The following is an 18,534-nucleotide window of genomic DNA, read 5'->3' as shown; positions in this document are numbered from 1 at the left end:
ATGCCAAATTTGGCAATCACCTTTTATTTTAAGCTACTTTTTTAAGCAAATCGAAACATGGGCATTTGCCACAACGCTTGTTCTCGCCTTTTTTATACTTTTCGCAGCATTTACTTTTTACCTTTTTGGCATTGATTAAACCTGCTTCATGCAAAGTTTTAAGCGCTTTTTTTTGCTTCTTTTTTTCTTTTTTCTTTTTTCCCATGCAGTTATTAGAAAATAAAAACTGCGCAAATATAACTTGTTTTTAATTAATCTAAATAAGGTTTTATGTTAAAATTTACTCTGGGCTTTGTTGAGCGGCCGTGCTAACGGTCAGATTTTCAATATCCCTATCGAACAAATAGAGCCCTCCTTTATCATCACCAATCAGATTAATTTTGTCTAAAATGGTACGTGCCATGGCTTCTTCCTCGATTTGTTCGGAGACGTACCACTGCAAAAAGTTGTGTGTTGAATAATCTTTTTCCTGTAAGCTGATATGCACCAATTCGTTGATACTTTCAGAAACAAACACTTCGTGCTTGTAGAGTTCTTCAAACATTTCCTTAAATGAGTTGAACGTAACATTTGGCGCCGCTAGTGCAGAAACATGAGCATGGCCACCGCGCTCATTAACATATTTAATGAGTTTTAACATGTGATCGCGTTCTTCATTCGACTGGCTATACATAAAACCAGCAACACCTTCTAGGCCTTTAACTTCTGCCCAACAGGCCATGGCCAAATATATCTGAGATGATTCGGCCTCTATCTTGATTTGATTATTGAGCTCTTTTTCTATTGATTTTGATAACATAATTCTCGTTTTTACGTAAAGTTACTGAATTAGCGCGTTTATTTAAAATAAAAGGGACGCTCTTTACCGAGCGCCCCCTTTTAAAAATCAATCAAAAAAATCCCTATTTTCCTACTTGATCTTTAGCTTCTTCAATCATTTTTTCATTAGGTAAAATCGCCACATTTACACGACGGTTTTTAGCTCTACCCTCTGCAGTAGAATTATCGTGCATGGGCTGGGTTTCACCAAACCAGTTAGTGGTTAACCTACCGCTGCTAATGCCGTTATTCGACAAATAATTGGTTACGGCATAAGCTCGGTTTTTCGATAATGTCATGTTATATTCTTCTGCACCTTGGCTATCGGTGTGACCAACCACTAAAATATTCGTATCTGGATATTCCTTAAACACGCCAATAAGCTTGTTTAAGGTAGCTTGTGATGCTGAATTAATACTGTATTTGTTCGTGTCAAAATACACCCCACTACTTTCATCAAAGGTCACCACAATACCATCGTCAACACGTTCTACTTCGGCTCCGGGGATTTCCTCCTCAATTTTTTGTGCTTGTTTATCCATTTTGTTTCCGATAAGTACGCCCGCAGTTCCACCAACAACACCACCAATTACGGCACCCAGCTCACCATTACCGCCTTTACCAACGTTGTTACCAATAATAGCTCCTAAAATAGCGCCACCAGTCGCTCCGATTACGGCACCTTTTTGCTTATTGTTGGCATTCTGTACCGCTTTACAATTAGTGAAACTAATAGCCAAAACAGCTACTAACATGAAAATGGATGTTTTGTTTATAAATGCTTTCATATCGTTTATTTTTATCATTTTATTGTTTAGTGAAATTCATTGTAATGGTAAAGGGCCTTCCTTCTACCATAAGGGTTTGTTGCCATTGCATCATGTTTTCGGACAATGAAGTTAAGCTTAGTCTGAACCCTTTGTTGGTTTCCGATTTGTGCTTTTCGTTGGTGGGCTTCAATAAGAAATCGTATAGTCCGGTTTCTTCATTAACCTCATCAATGGTAAATACAAAATGCCTTTCGCCGGTTTGGCAACCCACATCGCCAATATTGTAAACCCCTGTGTTGTTATTAGGAACAAATTGCCAAGCACTGCCTTCAAAACAGGCTTTTGAGGCGTCATCCAAAAGCATAACATTATACGTGCCAGCCTCACTATAACTAATATTGTTCAACACCCAATTGCCCTTAATGACTTTTTTGGATGTACGAACCGTTTTTGATGCCCCGCAGGACAAAACACTAATTGAAACGAGTAATAAAAGTAATTTTTTCATTGTGTTAGTTTTAATACTTTTTGACCGTTAAATACCATATTACGTTAATACTTTTGGTAAAAACCTATAGTGTTGTTGTAATAAATAAACGCGCCAATATTATTTGATTGTTACTATAAACTACGTTGATATTAATCAAAATAGACTACACAAAATAATGTTCATTTTTAAAGCAGAAACAAAAAAGACTCACAAAACCTTGATTATGAGCTTTTTTAATTATTTATTAAGAAAGAGTCCACAACATTATTTAACAAAGAATTAACGGCTAATGGAAATCCGTAGACAATACACCATTAAATGTTTTGGGCATGGAAAATTGATGGTAGCAATTCCATTTTTAAGGGATAATAACCTTTTAAACATCAGGAAGAGATTATCTAATTACTTTTACACATTTCTATTTCAGAATGGTAGCATAAGCATATTGACAAAAAAAAAGGTTATCCTTAATAGAACAACCTTTTTTTGCCAAAAATAAACTCTTAATGAACTGTAAGTGTATATTGAGGTGTTTTGTTTAGAGGGCAAAAATAGATATACTCGCCTTTTGTTAAATTCGTTTGCTTAGAGCTTTCTACCTTTCCGTCTTTAACTACATTCGTTACATAAGCTGTTTGAATGTGGTTTTCTGGTTTACTGGCATCTTTGCCTTTAGGCACCAAAACAAAACCAACATCAACACCAGCATGGTTGCTTATTTTAAAAACATAAGACCCTTCACTTACTGTTAATCCTTTTTCAGTAAACTCACCAGGAGTTTGCTCTAAAGCAATGGTTTTAACTGCTTTGTCTTTCATCATGTTGTTTTGCGCATTACTGTTTAAAGTGAAACTTAATGCCAATACTAAAATTGCTATTACTTTTTTCATTTTTAAATTATTGTGAGCTTTCGCTCTGGTTATTGATTATTTTTTGAATTTTATGCTGTTACAGCTTCTAATGGTTGTGCCATAGGAAAATCGACAGGCACTTGTGTTGTACTGTGTAAGTAATTTGAAATTGTTTTCTCTCCTACTAATGAAATAACATCTACCAAGCCTCCTTTACTGTATCCTGCGTTAAAGAATTGTTCTAGAACTTTAGCATCTGTGGCCCCTCTTTTTTCTGTGATATTTTTAGCTAACCTTGCTAGAGCATCTAACTTATTATTAAAAGTTGCTTTACCTGCTCGTATCTCTAAAATTTGATCGTCGGTAAATCCGTTCATTTTTGCAATAGCGGTATGTGCTGATAAACAGTAAATACATTTGTTCACTTCACTTACGGCTAGGTTTACAACCTCTTTTTCTTTTGCCGATAGTGATGTTTTTACGTTAGCAAAGTTCAAGTAGTTTTGCAAAGCAGTATCGCTGTGCGCGTATGTCGCATATAAATTTGGCACAAAGCCTAATGCTTTGTTTAAATTATCGAAAATAGTCTGATCGTTTTCGCTAACTTCTTCTCTTGTTGGTACATTAAACGTATTCATTATTTTTAGATTTAATTATTGTTATTAAACGATAGTACAAAGTTGCAGCTTATTTAAACTTTAAAACATGCAACCTTTTCCCTTAAAATTGTCAATTTTTCCTTTTCTGAGCTTTAAAGCATTTTATTGGTTTCCACGTAAGGCATCTCAGCATCACAATAGAAATCGTGAATGTGTTTCTGCTCGCAATGTGTTTTTGGCGAAATGGTATTAACAATACTTGTAGCTTTTCCTCTGAAGATTTCAATTAAATTGAAAATAGATGTATGTTTTAAATTCATGACTTTGTTGTTTTTGTTTTACAGTACAAAGATGCATGAAACGAAAAGGCTATAAAATGTAGAGATTACCCATTGTATTGTCAATTTTTCCCTAATTGACTTTTCTTAGCTGTTTTTTAAAATCTGAAGGTGATAGCGCCGTATACTTTTTAAATAATCGGCTTAAATGAGAGGCATCATCAAAGCCAATTTCATAAGCAATTTCCTTTGCTGTTTTATCTGTATAAACCAGCAAACGTTTTGCTTCTAAAATAATGCGCTCGTGAATAATTTGTAACGGACTGGTGTTTAATTTCGCAAAAGTATTTGATAAGGTTTTAGGAGACTTAAATAGTCTTTCTGCGTAGAAGGAAACATTATGTGCTGTTCTATAGTTCTCTTCTACGAGTAAATTAAAATCGCGCAATAAATCCATCTTGGTGTTTTTTGATACATGCAAAACATCTTGATCAGCTTTTAAGAGACGCGTGACTATAATTATGAATCTTGCCATAAGCATTCTCAACATCTCTGCCTGGATAGTATCTTTAGTGTTTAATTCTTCCAAGAAAACATCGTGTAATGTATTTAGTTTATTTTGCTCTTTGTTTTCTAATTGAATAATCGGAATGTGCACATTGCCAAAAAACAACAAACCGGCACAACTCACTTCATGATCATGGTCTTTTATGCAATAAAACTCCCTGTTAAATTGGTAAACCAAAAGTCCACTTCCCGAGATCAACTTGAAATATTGAACCGTTGTTAGTGCCAAAACACTATTTGGTTGAATAGAATAGGGTATACTATCTACAATTATTTCAAGAGGATTATCGGTACTCCTTATAAACGTATATAAGCTTGGCTGTTTGGCCGTTTCATGAGACTCAAGCAGTGCTTCGTCCCCGATTTTTAAAATGGCATTGGTAGAAAACTCTGTGAATATTTTTTGCATAGACTTTAAGTCTCATGTCTTGCTCAAACATTACATAATTACTTTAATCTTAACTCACCTGTAAACCATTAGGCACTTTGGCATCACTCGGATTAACAAAAACCAATTTTCCATCGGCGCTTTCGGTCATTAATATCATGCCTTCGCTTTCTACACTGCGTAATTTTCTCGGAGCTAAATTCACTAACACAGTGACTTGTTTGCCGACCACTTCTTCGGGTGTGAAGCTTTCGGCAATGCCCGAAACAATGGTGCGCACATCAATACCTGTATCGACCTTTAACACCAATAGCTTTTTAGCTTTTGGCATTTTTTCGGCTTCTAAAATAGTGCCCACACGAATATCCAGTTTTGTAAAATCTTCAAAAGTGATGGTATCTTTTTGTGGTTCAACCGCTTTGTTTGCTGCTTCGTTCGCTTTTTTACTGGCTTCCAATTTATCCAATTGCTTTTGGATGGTTTCGTCTTCTATTTTGGAAAACAACAATTCGGCTTTATTGATTTGGTGACCCGCGGGAAGGAGTACTTCTGCCGTACTGACGGTGTTCCAAGACGTCTCGACTCCGCTCGACGTGACATTAAGTATATTTTTAAGTTTTTCTGAAGTGAACGGCAAAAACGGCTCGCTTAACGTGGCCAACGCCGAAGCGATTTGAAGTGCTACGTACATAATGGTTTTTGTACGGGCTTCATCCGTTTTTATGACTTTCCAAGGCTCTTCATCAGCTAAATATTTATTCCCCAAACGCGCCAAGTTCATTAATTCCTGACCCGCTTCCCTAAATCGGTAGCGCTCAATGGAACTGGCAATCACATCGGGGTATGCTTTTACAGCGGCCAAAGTTTCCTCATCCACTTTTGAGAGTTCTGAAGGCTCTGGAACAATACCGCCATAATATTTATTGGTAAGCACCACTACACGGTTAATGAAATTTCCAAAAATAGCCACCAATTCGTTATTGTTTCTAGCTTGGAAATCCTTCCAAGTGAAATCGTTATCCTTGGTTTCTGGTGCATTGGCGGTCAACACATAACGCAACACATCTTGCTGACCGGGAAATTCCTTTATATACTCGGGCAACCAAACCGCCCAGTTTTTTGAAGTAGACAATTTGTTTCCTTCCAAATTTAAAAACTCGTTGGCCGGCACATTGTCTGGCATAATGTAACTGCCTTCGGCTTTGAGCATGGCCGGGAAAATAATACAGTGGAACACAATATTGTCTTTCCCGATAAAATGCACCAATTTGGTGTCTTTATCTTTCCAGTACGGCTCCCAATCTTTACCCTCGCGCTCGGCCCATTCTTTGGTTGATGAGATATAACCTATGGGTGCATCGAACCAAACGTACAGCACTTTGCCCTCACCACCTTCAACCGGCACAGGGATACCCCAATCTAAATCGCGGGTTACGGCCCGTGGGCGCAATCCGTCGTCAATCCAAGATTTTACTTGTCCGTAAACATTGGGTTTCCAATCCTTTTTGTGGCCTTTTAAAATCCATTCCTTTAAAAAATTCTCGTATTTATCCAAAGGCAAAAACCAGTGTTTGGTTTGCTTTAAAGTAGGCACGTTACCTGTTAATGCCGATTTAGGATTGATTAAATCGGTGGCATTTAAACTGGTGCCGCAGCTTTCGCACTGATCACCGTAGGCTTCTTCATTGCCACACTTGGGGCAAGTTCCCGTTACAAAACGGTCGGCCAAAAATTGATTGGCTTTTTCGTCGTACAATTGCTCGGTGGTTTCTTCAATAAATTCACCTTTATCGTAAAGCGTTTTGAAGAATTCTGAAGCCGTTTCATGATGAATTGGTGCCGAAGTACGCGAATAGTTATCGTATGTTATCCCAAAATCCTCAAACGATTTTTTAATAATGGCGTGGTATTTATCCACCACATCCTGTGGCGACACACCTTCGTTTTTCGCTTTGATAGTGATAGGCACGCCGTGCTCGTCGCTTCCGCCAATAAAGGCCACATCGTTACCCGTTAATCGTAAATAGCGCACATAAATATCGGCAGGCACGTAAACACCCGCTAAATGGCCAATATGAATGGGGCCGTTGGTGTATGGCAATGCTGTGGTTACGGTATATCGTTTTGGTTTGTTCATCAATTCAAAATGGTATTACATTGTCATGGCGATAGCGGAATGACAATACGTTTTTAACGGCGCAAAAGTACACATTTTAAAAGGGATTAAGAAAAAAAATGTACATTTACATCATGACGAAAAGACTACTGATAACCAGCCTATTTTGTGCCTTTTTTTTCTTCGGAATAAACCCCTGTTCCGCACAAAATACAGCTACTGAAAAACCACAATACACTTTGAAACAACCACCATACATTAAAGCAGGCGACACCGTGGCCATTGTAGCGCCTTCGGGCATTTTAAAGAACAGAGTTGGTGAAGTACAGCAAGCCCAAGCCCTTTTAAAAAGTTGGGGACTACACTCGATAGTTGGACAACATATTTTTAATCAGGCTAACCATTTTGCTGGCACCGACGATGAACGTTGCGAAGATTTCCAACAAGTTTTGGACGACCCAAAAATTAAAGCTATTTGGTGCGCACGCGGGGGTTACGGCGCGGTAAGGATTTTAGATAAACTAGACTTTTCAAAATTTAAAAAACAGCCCAAATGGATTATTGGATATTCCGACATTACGGCCATTCACAACCAAATCCATAACGAAGGCGTTGAAAGCCTGCATGCTTTAATGTGCGTAAGTTTAACCAAAGACCTTTCGGAAATTGATGCCAGTATTTCCACATTCAAAAACACACTTTTTGGAGAGCCTTTAAACTATACTTTAAAAGGTTCAAAATACAACCGAAGCGGCACTGCTACAGGACAATTGGTTGGCGGCAATCTTACCATGCTGCATACCATGTTGGGTTCTAAAACCAGCATTGATACTTCTGGAAAAATATTGTTTATTGAAGAAATTGGCGAATACAAATACCACATCGACCGGATGCTGCAAAGCCTAAAACGTGCTGGGTATTTTGACAACTGCAACGGCGTGATAATTGGCGACATGACCAAACTACGAAAAAACACCACGCTTTGGGGCACCTCTATCGAACAACTTATTTTGGACGCTTTGACAGACTATAACTTCCCAATCGCATTCGGCATGCCTGCTGGGCACGAAAAGGACAACAGGGCATTGATCTTGGGCAGAACCATAAATTTAACCGTAAATATTGAACAGTCGTCTATTATTTTTAAGAATCATTAAAATCTGCATTACACTTGTGATTGATTAATTAATGACACTTAAAAATAGTCTCCAAATGAAAAAATTACAGCTATTATCACTCGCCTTTGGGCTTTTATTTACAATTGACATGAAAGCCGACGACGTTATCGTCAACTCTAATTTAAATCTTTACAATCCTGATGTTCGCAAATGTTTGCTTGACGCTTCAAAAAATGAAGGTTGGGAACTGAAATCGGTTTACCTGAATGACCAAAAAGAACTTGTAATGGTTTTCGATAAAGGCAACAACACCAAAATTTACAAAACCAAATAAAAACGGTTTATCCAAAAGCAAAAACCAACTATTCGTTTTCGTTTAGTTGGTTTTTTTATACTCCAAATTGGCTTAAATGATGGTCCAAATGTTTATAAAACATATTGTTCCATTCGGTTTTGGTCAGTTTTCCAAACGAGTGTGACTCTTTTCCATCAAAATAATCAGCGCCCAACTTTTGGGTTTTTACCAAATAATCAGTCAAACGGGCTTTTTCCTGCACGTAGTTTTTCGTATCTGTCACCAAAAATTGTGGTGCTGTTCTGCTATTTTTTTTATATGGTTTATCTCCTACCACAGTATTTTTCACGAACAACTTTAGCATAAATTTGGTAAAACCGTTGGGTTTTGGGTGCTTGTCTTCATAAGCCATTTCGTAAGTTACATTGCAGTGCGCCAACATTTGGTCAACACTCATTTTACCCCACAGCGGCTGGGTGTCGGGCTTTAGTTTGTTAATTCTATTTATAACAGCATTAGTTTCCTTTAAATCGAAGATATTTTTCACAAGTCTAATATTGAACGGGTTAGGCTTCTGCAATTTAGTAAAGAATTTCTACAAACCCACTATCCAGACTGTAAACCAACCTATTAAACCAGCTTCACCAACACCTTTTAACACAAAATAAAATAGGTGATAAATTTTTATTTGGGTTAAAATGAAACGCATTTAAACCAACCTAGTCTAGCCGCTTCTATTAAGTTTACCATAAAACTTTAGATTATGGATAAGACAAAAAAAGAAAAAGGAAATTTTGAATTTGTAAAAGAATCGGAAGACGAAAAAAGAAATTACATTTTCCAAAAAGACGGCATTACCAAAAAAACTGCATTAATCGTTATTGTATTTCTAATAATTTTGATTTTAGCAGTGGCCTTTTCTGGATTATTTTTCGAATCTTAAAACCCGTGCTCCTTCTGCAATTGTTCATAAGCGGCCTGAACCTGCCTGAATTTTTCTTCAGCCCCTTCTTGGTGCTCCTTACCTAAATGCACCACTTTATCGGGATGGTATTTTTTGGCCATTTTTCGGTAGGCCTTCTTTATATCATCAACCGAGGCACTTTTATTAATTTCCAAAATTTTATAGGCATTGTCGCTACTGTTATAAAACATGGCTTTTATGCTTTCATAATCTTTGGCATTGATACCCAAATAACCAGCCATAGTGTAGATTTGCCGTTCTTCAGATTCGGTAACCATGCCATCGGCTTTGGCAATTCCGAATAAAAAATGGATGAGCTGCAAGCGCGAGGCGTGGTCCATCATTTGCCTAATCTGTAAACACACCGGCCGTACAGAAACGTTCTGCTTGCTAATATTTTTAAAGAGTTTAAACGCATGGTTGGCACGTTCCTTTCCGTACATATTTAGAAACTGCTGGCGTACAAAATCCAATTCGCGTTTATCTTGGCTACCATCAGCCTTAATAATTACCGAGGCCAGAATAAGCAGACTAACCTCAAAATCACCCGATTGGGTTTGAGGACGTTGCCGAGGCTGTGTACGGTATGTAGTGCCACCAGCACGTTCTGCCCTTCCCTGCCCAATTAAAGGTTCACCGCTGCCATTGGCAACCGAATCGATTAAACTACCTATAGCCAGCCCGATAATAGCACCTATGGGGCCACCAAACGACCAACCCAAGGCACCTCCAATCCATTTTGAAAAACTCATGTAAGTATATATTTTGTTTAACGTCAAACCTAACACCATCTTTCAATATAAAGACGGAAAAATAAGGTTTACGCTTTGCTATTTAATGAATTAAAAACAAGCGTAAATATAATATTTGTTTGTTGATTGCCTTAACAATTTGTTACACAATTGGTATCTTTGCATCCCGATTGCTCCCGATATTTATCGGGACGGGACAAAAAAAGTTTAGAAAAACGTTAAATAATAAAATTTAAGAATATGTATCCAGCAGAATTAGTAAAACCGATGCGCGAAGATTTAACCAGCGTTGGTTTTGAAGAATTACATACCGCCGAAGCCGTTGATGCCGCTTTAGCCAAAAAGGGAACTACACTTGTGGTGGTGAACTCGGTTTGTGGCTGTGCCGCTGCCAATGCCCGCCCAGGCGCCAAAATAAGTTTACAGAACGCCAAAAAACCAGACCATATCGTAACCGTTTTTGCCGGTGTAGATAGAGAAGCCGTTGATGCCGCTCGTGCCCAAATGATTCCGTTTCCACCAAGCTCACCAAGCATGGCTTTGTTTAAAGATGGCGAATTGGTGCACATGTTGGAGCGTCACCACATTGAAGGCCGTCCAGCAGAATTGATAGCCGAAAATTTAGTTGATGCCTATAACGAGCATTGCTAATAGGTCATTGCGAAGGAAGCATGACTGCGGCAATCTTTTCTTAGATACTCAAAAATTTAGAAAAAGATTCCCATGCAAGCGTTCCGAATGACGACAATATTCAAACCACGATTTTCGTGGTTTTTTTTATGCCTTAACGCAACCTTTCTCACTTAACGGCATCTAACAAATAAAAATTACACCCAATGAAAAAAACCTTTTTCACACCACTGCTTATATTAATTTGTTTCAGCTTGATGGCATTTCAATGTGATGAAAACGATTCATCAACTATGGAAGAAGAGCAAACCGAATTGAGTACATTAAAATCTGAAATTGAAAGTTTCGCCCACCAATCGGAATGCAACACCAATACCGATTGCCAATTTATTGGTTTTGGAAGCAAGCCGTGCGGCGGCCCATGGAGCTACTTGGTGTTTTCTACTTCCATCGACACCGAAAAACTGGAACAAATGGTAGCAGACTACAATCAAAAGGAAGCTGAATTCAATGCTAAATGGGGTATTGTGTCCGATTGTGCCCTTGCTCCCCAACCCACAAGTGTAAATTGCGAAAATAACACCTGTGTTGCTGTGTACTAATTGCTAGTTTATTTATTTTTGGGGCATGCAAAAACTATTGTCATACCCCCTCTCAATTGTATATCTGGTGTTTTTCCTGTTAACACTGGTTATTTTTCATCCCATACAATGGGTTTGCTTTAATCTGTTTGGCTACCAAGCCCATAAAAAAAGTGTTGATGCCCTGCAATGGTGTTTAATGCGCTGTGCTAATATTTTAGGCACTCGTTTTTCTTTTGAAAACGAATACAAGCTCCCAACCGACAAACCTTTAATTATTGTTGCCAACCACCAAAGTTTCCACGACATTTATCCCATTACATGGTATATGCGGAAACACCACCCTAAATTTATCAGTAAAATAGAATTGGGCAAGGGCATCCCCAGTGTTTCGTATAATTTAAGACATGGTGGGGCCGCTCTTATCGACCGAAAAAATCCGCGGCAATCATTACCCGCTTTAATGAAGTTTGGCGAGTATATTGAAAAAAACAAACGTTCGGCAGTTATTTTCCCCGAAGGCACACGTAGTAAAACAGGCAAACCTAAACCTTTCCAAACACGCGGACTTGATATTCTATTCAAGAAAATCCCTTCAGCCGTTGTAGTACCTGTTACCATCAATAATTCGTGGAAAATGTTCCGATATGGCAAATTCCCCCTAGGCTTGGGCAATCACTTGAAATTTACCGTGCATAAACCCCTAGAATTGGCTAACTTTGTAAATAAGCAAGATTTAATTAAAGAAGTTGAATCTTCAATAACAGAACACATAAAATTTTAAAACAAGTACAAATGTCTTTAAAGAATAAGAGGTTAGAAGTGATGCAGTTTTTGGAAAAAGACGTTGATGCTTTAATGGAAAAGTATTTAATTCCCGTTGATACCATTTGGCAGCCTACCGATTTTTTACCAGACTCTGAAGGTACGGACGAAACTTTTTTCGAACAAGTTAGAGAAATACGGGAATTAGCCAAAGAGCTGCCCTATGATTTTTGGGTAGTTTTAGTGGGCGATATGATTACCGAAGAAGCCCTACCAACTTACGAATCGTGGTTGATGGACGTTGAAGGCGTTAACCAAGTTGATGGTGGCGGCAACGGATGGTCTAAATGGGTAAAACAATGGACGGCCGAAGAAAACCGCCATGGCGATGTGCTCAACAAATACTTGTATTTATCGGGAAGGGTAAACATGAAAGAAATTGAAAGAACCACACAGCACCTAATAGCCGATGGGTTTGATATTGGCACCGACCGCGACCCGTACAAAAACTTTGTTTATACCAGTTTCCAGGAATTGGCCACTTATGTTTCGCACAATCGCGTAGCGAAAATAGCCCGTAAAAAAGGTAATAAGCGCTTGGCTAAAATGTGCCAAATAATATCTGGTGACGAAATGCGCCACCACCACGCCTACTCCGATTTTGTGGAGCGTATTTTTAAGGTAGACCCTAGCCAAATGATGATGGCTTTCCATTACATGATGAAACAAAAAATTACCATGCCGGCTCACTTTTTAAGAGAATCGGGAGGTAAAATAGGTACAGCTTTCGAAGAGTTTTCGAATACAGCCCAACGTATTGGGGTTTATACATCTACCGACTATGTAGATATTCTTCAAAAATTGATAGACCGCTGGGAAATCGACAAGATTACCGGACTTAACGACGAGGCCGAAAAAGCTCGCGATTATTTAATGAAACTTCCATCGAGAATGTATCGCTTGGCGGATCGCATGAAAATTCCAGAAAACTCATTCCAGTTTAAATGGGTAGAGCCTGCGGTAAATAAGTAAACAGAACACTAACATAAATCAATTCCTTTCTTAACTGAAAGGAATTTTTATTTTTATAGCATGAACAACCAAAACGATATCATCAACAAAACCAAAGCTTTTGTAAAAGACACCCTGGCCAATGCAGAGGGCGGCCACGATTGGTTCCACACCCAAAGGGTTTTCAATAACGCTTTACTCATTTCTAAAAACGAAAAGGTGGATCCCTTTGTGGTTTCGTTGGGTGCTTTACTTCATGATATTGCCGATAGCAAATTCCATAATGGAGACGAATCTGTTGGCCCAAAAGTAGCTCGTAATTTTTTGGAGGGTTTAAACGTTGAACCTTCGGTTATCGAGCATGTGGTTAGCATTATAGAAAACATATCGTTTAAAGGCGGCAATGAAGCGCAAAAGTTCCGTTCTGCAGAATTGGATGTGATTCAAGATGCCGACCGCCTCGATGCCATTGGCGCTATTGGTATTGCGCGCTGCTTTAATTATGGTGGTTTTAAAAATCGGGTACTTTACAACCCCGACATTCAACCCAATTTGAATATGAGCAAGGAAGAATACAAAAGCTCAGACGCGCCCAGCATCAATCATTTTTATGAAAAACTGTTGCTTTTAAAAGACCGGATGAACACGCAAACGGGCAGAGATATCGCGTACCAAAGGCACAACTACATGCTGGAATTTTTAGACCAGTTTTACAGGGAATGGAACGGTGTTTCGTATTTACAACAATCTTTTAAATCGCCTTCGTAACCCCATTTATTTGGTCTGAATCATCAACTTGATTTCCTTACGGTAATTCGAAGCACTTTTCCCAGTAATTTCATTGAACTGTTTGTTGAAATGCGAAAAGTTATTGAATCCGCATTCGTAGCAAATATCGGCAATACTCATTTGGCTTTCGTTAAGTAGCTTCGTGGCGTGCACCACTCGGTATTCGTTCACCAATTGGGTAAAGGTTTTTCCGGTAGACTTTTTAAAATAACGACAAAACGCAGGTACCGTCATACTCACCTCATCTGCAATTTCATCCAACGAAATGTGGTTTTGGAAATTCTTGTTAACGTATTTGAATATCACATCAATTTTAGAACTATCCTGGGCTTCAGCTTCAAACGCAAATCCATCGGCATTTAGCAAAGTATAATCGTCGGTTTTTGATAAATAATTTAATATTTCCAAAAACTTCAATACACGTTTTAGTCCGTCGTGCTCTAAAAGCTTTTCTATTTTAGGCCCGATTTTCTTTTTGGTTTCTACCTTGAACCTAATTCCCTTTTTCGCTCTTTCGAATAAAGCCACAATATTGGCCATTTCAGGCACGCTTAGGAAATCATCACCTAAAAAGTTTGATTTAAATTGAATGGTGGTTTCTGTTCCGGTTGCCGTTAATCGATCGGTAAATCCATTATGCGGCAAGTTAGAGCCTATTAAAATTAATTGACTGTTGTTAAAATAAGACAGGTGGTTACCAATATGTGTTTTTCCTTGTCCTTTATTAATATAAATTAACTCTAACTCTGGGTGAAAATGCCAATACGCACTGTTACGATCCACAGATTCAACGTGCTGTTTAACGAACAAAGAACTACCAAAACTGGGGCTTATCTTTTTTAATGTGGGCTTCTTATTAATCATAATCTGGGACTTTATGCAAATTTACTACATATTATGCTTACACTGTATATTTAATTATCTCAAATATATGTTATTTTAACATAACAGTAAATTAACATTCATTTAACAGTTAAAATAGCATAGAAATAAGTCAAAATTGATGTTTTCCTAACTGTACTTCTACCCTAACTTTGCAGTGTAGAATGATATGAAAAACCTAAGTCATTTTAAACGTCCCTCAAGGATTTTGCGTTTATACTCTTAAAGGTTTATGAATCATTCAACAAACAAAAGTTAATTTTCATAATAAAAAAATATAACTCTTTAAAAAGAGTATAACGAAATTCATTAATAATTAGTTTAATGTCTTATTTAGTTTAGTTTAGTTGGTAAAGCGGGCTGTGGTGGCCCGCTTTTTTTTTGCTCGATTTTGTCAATTCAAATTTCAACTACGGATCAATCTCAAAAGTTGTGTGCGGATTTGATAAGGAATGATATTTTTGCAGAAAAAAGACAAGACCTTGCATTTATCTTTAGACCTACTTAAGTTATTACTTCCCGAACTATTAGTTTCACATTTTGATATTGTAAAACACGATAGCAACAAAGAAGTTCTTCATTTATACTTTGAAGAGAAGAAGGACACTCCAAAAGAAGAGGAACACCGTAGTTTAACAGCTCATGGCTTCCACAAAGAGATTAGGGATCATTTTACTGAAATCATCAACGTTTTGTAAGTGTTGTCTTTCTATTTATCTCCCAAATATACTTAGTTAACTTTAATATATACTATTTTACCCTAACATTAATTTAACATTTAAATAACAGATAATATAACATATAAATACGTCAATTTAAGCGTTTTCCACATCATAAATCGCCCATATATTTGCAGTGTTGAACGTTATTAAATACATGCAATTATGAAAAGCGTAATCAGAAACACAAAAAAAGGAATCTTGATGGTAACCATGATGGCTGCCTTGGCAAGTTTCGCAAACGTTAAAGAAGAATTAACTTTTAAAGATGATATTAAAAAAACGGCTTTAATACTTAATAATGTAAAAAGCGGTGATTTATTAACTATTAAAGATTACAACGGACTGATTCTTTACAAAGAACAAATCAATACCGCCGGGGTTTACAGAAAAGGATTCGACCTTTCTGCCCTTCCGGATGGCGACTACTTCTTTGAAGTAAACAAATTCCTTGAAATTAAAACGATTCCGTTTACGGTAAAATCGAACAAAACCATTTTTCACAAAGAAAAGGAAAGCTCGGTATTTAAACCTTATATTACGCACAAAGACAGCTCTGTACTAATAACCAAGCTTGCTCCAAAATTTGAGCCTTTAAAGGTTAAAATCTATGTCGATTACAATAGTGAGCTCACTTTAATCTTTTCTGAAGTGGTTAAAGACACAAAAAGTATAGAAAAAGCATACAAACTTGAAAAAGATAAAGATTACAAAATAGAAATCAGTTCTGATAACAGGACTTACACGAAATTCATTAATAATTAGTTTAATGTCTTATTTAGTTTAGTTTAGTTGGTAAAGCGGGCTGTGGTGGCCCGCTTTTTCTTTTATAAACTTTCCTGTTTTTTCCCTCATCAACTTTCCTTTTCAGAAAGCATTACCTTTTTTAATCTGACTTATCTGGTCGGTTTTTTTGATTTTCTGAATTCCAAAACTGTAATTCTCGATACAAATTTTTCTCATTTCAACAATCGAAAAATCCACTCGAATTGACGGTTTTTTCGAAATACACAAGAGAGCATAGACCTATTTTGAAAACAATCTGCGAGTTACCTTTTTTCCTAAAAAAACAAAACTGAGCAACCATTCAGTCATAAAAAATAACGCTCAAAGTTTTTATACCGATTCATGTTTTACTTCCTAACGCATTTAAAAATTCTATATCATTTTAAATGCCAACTATGGTTTCCTAAAGCAAAATACACTCAATTAACCCTTAAATATTCTATATTAATTTAACATAAAGTTGATGTAAAAATAACGGATAAAATAACACATAAATACATCAATTTCAATGTTTTAAACACCACTCTTCCATTGTACCTTTGGGGTGTTGAACGTTAAAACCTCAAATTATGAAAAACGTAATCAAAAACACCAAAAAAGGAATCTTAATGGCAATCATGATGACTGCCTTGTTAAGTTTCGCCAATGAAAAAGCTTCATTTACAAACATTAAAAATGACGCTGGAAGAACCACGGTTACTTTTGTTGACGCAAAAGCAGGTAACCTTCTGTCTATCAAAGATGGAAATGGCAATGTGCTATATAAAGAATCCATTCAAAAAACGGGCGTATACACTAAAGGATTCGATTTAACATCGCTTCCTGACGGAGAATACCTTTTTGAATTGGATAAAGAAGTAGAAATCTCCACCATGCCGTTTACCGTTAAAGCAAGTGAAGTATCGTTTAAAAAAGAACTTGAAAAAACACTTTTCAAGCCTGTAACTAGAGTAAAAGGCAATTTGGTTTACATTACCAGATTAACCCTTAACAAAGCGCCGATGGATGTTGAAGTATATTCTGAAAGCAATGGAAGCTACGAGCTTATCCATTCTGAAACTTTTAAGGATACCGAAAACATTGAACGCATGTACAGATTAAGCGGGTTGAACAAAGTAGATTATAAAATAGTATTCAAAACTGAAGGTAGAGTATTTACCGAAACTATTAAAGGTTAATTTTACTAACTCAAATTAACTTGAAGAGCGGGCCGTTTGGCCCGCTTTTTTTTAGAATAATTTTAGCTGCCCATCCTTAAATTGCTCATGTAAATCAATATTCAGTCTGGGCATACCTTTGTTCTTAAAGTATTTATGTCTGGCCAATTTAACCAAAGTGTTGATTTGCTCGGCTATTTTGCCTTCGCCACGCATGCGTGTGCCATAACGCGAATCGTTTAAACTACCGTCATGGCAACTTTCAATTTGGTGCAGCACCTTATCGGCACGGTCGGGCATGGCTGTTTTTATCCAATCGGTAAAAATTTCGCCAATCGCACCGTTTAACCGAACAATGGTGTGTCCAATAGATACCGCCCCATGATCGGCAGCCGCTTTTGCCAAAGGCAATATTTCATGACTGTTAACACTCGGGATGATGGGCGCTAACATCACATTTACCGGAATGCCATTATCACTCAATACTTTTACGGTTTCCAATCGGCGTTTTATAGTGGCCGTTCTCGGTTCTAAAATACGCCGGGTATCTTCGCTCAATGAAGTTATCGAAACATTAACGCCAATCAAATTATCTGCCGCCAAGGCTTTTAACAAATCTAAATCGCGTAAAATCAAAGCGTTTTTGGTAATAATGCCCACAGGGTGTTTGTACTTTAAAAATACCTCCAAGCATTTTCGGGTAATTTCAAACTGTTTTTCGGCCGGTTGATAGCAATCAGTATTGCCCGACATTACTATGGGGTGGGCCTTCCAACTTTTCTTTTTTAGCTGGGTTTCCAATAGTTTGGGCGCATCTTTTTTTACTAAAATACGACGCTCAAAATCCAACCCCGCACTGTAACCCCAATATTCGTGTGAGTTTCGGGCGTAACAATAAATACAACCGTGTTCGCAACCTTGATAAGCGTTCATGGAATACATCATCCCCACATCGGGGCTCTCCACTTTATTGACAATGGTTTTCGGGAAGGTTTCCAGATACAGCGTTTTGTTGTTATCGGCCACCTCTCCTTCCTTTTGGCAGAATTCCAAAAAATCGTCGCGCATTTCGTGGCTCAGTTCGAAAAACCGATTGTGCACATTGCGTTGCGCACCGCGACCTTTTATAAAAGGTTTGGGGTCCATGTTGTAGTAAAATTAAGGTTTTTTGCCCGTTGTGTAGCTCTTTAAAATTACACAATATCGG

23 protein-coding genes are annotated in these 18,534 nt (G+C 37.5%); 11 read left to right on the top strand and 12 right to left on the bottom strand.

The features are described 5' to 3' along the window. Positions 1 to 280: 280 nt before the first annotated feature. From ABI125_01870 to metG, 8 genes are all read right to left on the bottom strand, one after another. Complete coding sequence (locus ABI125_01870) at positions 281 to 799, bottom strand: ferritin (protein XCF06618.1); 519 nt, start codon at positions 797 to 799, stop codon at positions 281 to 283. 103 nt (positions 800 to 902) lie between these two features. Next, positions 903 to 1,607: an OmpA family protein gene (locus ABI125_01865; protein ID XCF06617.1), complete on the bottom strand. Its 705-nt coding sequence runs from the start codon at positions 1,605 to 1,607 to the stop codon at positions 903 to 905. 19 nt (positions 1,608 to 1,626) lie between these two features. After that, complete coding sequence (locus ABI125_01860) at positions 1,627 to 2,097, bottom strand: lipocalin (GenBank protein XCF06616.1); 471 nt, start codon at positions 2,095 to 2,097, stop codon at positions 1,627 to 1,629. Positions 2,098 to 2,582: 485 nt separating this feature from the next. Then, the gene (locus ABI125_01855) at positions 2,583 to 2,969 is read right to left on the bottom strand and encodes a hypothetical protein (protein ID XCF06615.1); all 387 of its coding nucleotides are present in this window, start codon (positions 2,967 to 2,969) and stop codon (positions 2,583 to 2,585) included. Positions 2,970 to 3,019: 50 nt separating this feature from the next. After that, complete coding sequence (locus tag ABI125_01850) at positions 3,020 to 3,568, bottom strand: carboxymuconolactone decarboxylase family protein (GenBank protein ID XCF06614.1); 549 nt, start codon at positions 3,566 to 3,568, stop codon at positions 3,020 to 3,022. Positions 3,569 to 3,681: 113 nt separating this feature from the next. Beyond that, on the bottom strand, positions 3,682 to 3,849 hold the full coding sequence (locus ABI125_01845) for a hypothetical protein (protein ID XCF06613.1): 168 nt from the start codon (positions 3,847 to 3,849) through the stop codon (positions 3,682 to 3,684). Between the two features lie 91 nt (positions 3,850 to 3,940). Further along, positions 3,941 to 4,783 (bottom strand): helix-turn-helix domain-containing protein, encoded by an 843-nt coding sequence (locus ABI125_01840; GenBank protein XCF06612.1) that lies wholly within the window; start codon positions 4,781 to 4,783, stop codon positions 3,941 to 3,943. Positions 4,784 to 4,832: 49 nt separating this feature from the next. Further along, entirely contained in the window at positions 4,833 to 6,899 is a 2,067-nt protein-coding gene (gene metG, locus ABI125_01835; protein XCF06611.1) for a methionine--tRNA ligase, read from the bottom strand. 113 nt (positions 6,900 to 7,012) lie between these two features. On the opposite strand from metG, the gene ABI125_01830 reads away from it, so the two are divergent. Continuing rightward, the gene (locus tag ABI125_01830) at positions 7,013 to 8,035 is read left to right on the top strand and encodes an LD-carboxypeptidase (GenBank protein XCF06610.1); all 1,023 of its coding nucleotides are present in this window, start codon (positions 7,013 to 7,015) and stop codon (positions 8,033 to 8,035) included. 55 nt (positions 8,036 to 8,090) lie between these two features. Then, entirely contained in the window at positions 8,091 to 8,330 is a 240-nt protein-coding gene (locus ABI125_01825; protein XCF06609.1) for a hypothetical protein, read from the top strand. 55 nt (positions 8,331 to 8,385) lie between these two features. Here ABI125_01825 and ABI125_01820 read toward each other — a convergent pair whose 3' ends face one another. Beyond that, positions 8,386 to 8,838 carry a DUF1569 domain-containing protein gene (locus ABI125_01820; protein XCF06608.1) on the bottom strand — a complete coding sequence of 151 codons (453 nt, stop codon included), beginning with the start codon at positions 8,836 to 8,838 and terminating at the stop codon, positions 8,386 to 8,388. Positions 8,839 to 9,054: 216 nt separating this feature from the next. Between ABI125_01820 and ABI125_01815 the strand changes: the two genes are divergently transcribed. Next, positions 9,055 to 9,234, top strand: coding sequence for a hypothetical protein (locus ABI125_01815; GenBank protein XCF06607.1), 180 nt, complete (start codon positions 9,055 to 9,057; stop codon positions 9,232 to 9,234). On the opposite strand, the gene ABI125_01810 is transcribed toward ABI125_01815, so the two are convergent. Continuing rightward, positions 9,231 to 10,007, bottom strand: a complete 777-nt coding sequence (locus ABI125_01810; protein XCF06606.1) for a TerB family tellurite resistance protein — start codon at positions 10,005 to 10,007, stop codon at positions 9,231 to 9,233. The genes ABI125_01815 and ABI125_01810 overlap by 4 nt on opposite strands. 240 nt (positions 10,008 to 10,247) lie before the next feature. On the opposite strand from ABI125_01810, the gene ABI125_01805 reads away from it, so the two are divergent. The 5 genes from ABI125_01805 to ABI125_01785 all read left to right on the top strand — a co-directional run bounded on the left by ABI125_01805 (position 10,248) and on the right by ABI125_01785 (position 13,762). Continuing rightward, complete coding sequence (locus tag ABI125_01805; GenBank protein XCF06605.1) at positions 10,248 to 10,658, top strand: BrxA/BrxB family bacilliredoxin; 411 nt, start codon at positions 10,248 to 10,250, stop codon at positions 10,656 to 10,658. Positions 10,659 to 10,843: 185 nt separating this feature from the next. Further along, positions 10,844 to 11,239 carry a hypothetical protein gene (locus ABI125_01800; GenBank protein ID XCF06604.1) on the top strand — a complete coding sequence of 132 codons (396 nt, stop codon included), beginning with the start codon at positions 10,844 to 10,846 and terminating at the stop codon, positions 11,237 to 11,239. Positions 11,240 to 11,264: 25 nt separating this feature from the next. Then, positions 11,265 to 12,002 (top strand): lysophospholipid acyltransferase family protein, encoded by a 738-nt coding sequence (locus ABI125_01795; protein XCF06603.1) that lies wholly within the window; start codon positions 11,265 to 11,267, stop codon positions 12,000 to 12,002. Between the two features lie 11 nt (positions 12,003 to 12,013). After that, positions 12,014 to 13,015, top strand: a complete 1,002-nt coding sequence (locus tag ABI125_01790; GenBank protein ID XCF06602.1) for an acyl-ACP desaturase — start codon at positions 12,014 to 12,016, stop codon at positions 13,013 to 13,015. 60 nt (positions 13,016 to 13,075) lie between these two features. Further along, positions 13,076 to 13,762 (top strand): HD domain-containing protein, encoded by a 687-nt coding sequence (locus ABI125_01785; protein XCF06601.1) that lies wholly within the window; start codon positions 13,076 to 13,078, stop codon positions 13,760 to 13,762. 6 nt (positions 13,763 to 13,768) lie between these two features. Here ABI125_01785 and ABI125_01780 read toward each other — a convergent pair whose 3' ends face one another. Beyond that, a complete protein-coding gene (locus ABI125_01780) occupies positions 13,769 to 14,647 on the bottom strand; it encodes an AraC family transcriptional regulator (GenBank protein XCF06600.1) in 879 nt (292 codons plus the stop codon). Positions 14,648 to 15,126: 479 nt separating this feature from the next. On the opposite strand from ABI125_01780, the gene ABI125_01775 reads away from it, so the two are divergent. The 3 genes from ABI125_01775 (at position 15,127) to ABI125_01765 (ending at position 17,348) form a co-directional block, all read left to right on the top strand. Further along, a complete protein-coding gene (locus ABI125_01775) occupies positions 15,127 to 15,363 on the top strand; it encodes a hypothetical protein (GenBank protein XCF06599.1) in 237 nt (78 codons plus the stop codon). A 186-nt stretch (positions 15,364 to 15,549) separates the two neighbouring features. Continuing rightward, the gene (locus ABI125_01770; protein XCF06598.1) at positions 15,550 to 16,149 is read left to right on the top strand and encodes a hypothetical protein; all 600 of its coding nucleotides are present in this window, start codon (positions 15,550 to 15,552) and stop codon (positions 16,147 to 16,149) included. A gap of 590 nt (positions 16,150 to 16,739) precedes the next feature. Continuing rightward, positions 16,740 to 17,348 (top strand): hypothetical protein, encoded by a 609-nt coding sequence (locus tag ABI125_01765; protein ID XCF06597.1) that lies wholly within the window; start codon positions 16,740 to 16,742, stop codon positions 17,346 to 17,348. A gap of 51 nt (positions 17,349 to 17,399) precedes the next feature. On the opposite strand, the gene ABI125_01760 is transcribed toward ABI125_01765, so the two are convergent. Further along, positions 17,400 to 18,473, bottom strand: coding sequence for a PA0069 family radical SAM protein (locus tag ABI125_01760; GenBank protein XCF06596.1), 1,074 nt, complete (start codon positions 18,471 to 18,473; stop codon positions 17,400 to 17,402). Between the last annotated feature and the right edge of the window lie 61 nt (positions 18,474 to 18,534).

Source organism: Tamlana crocina (assembly GCA_040429635.1).
GTDB lineage: Bacteria > Bacteroidota > Bacteroidia > Flavobacteriales > Flavobacteriaceae > Flavisericum > Flavisericum crocinum.
The sequence above is the reverse complement of the archived record's forward strand: the minus strand, read 5'-3'. Positions and strand labels throughout refer to the sequence as shown.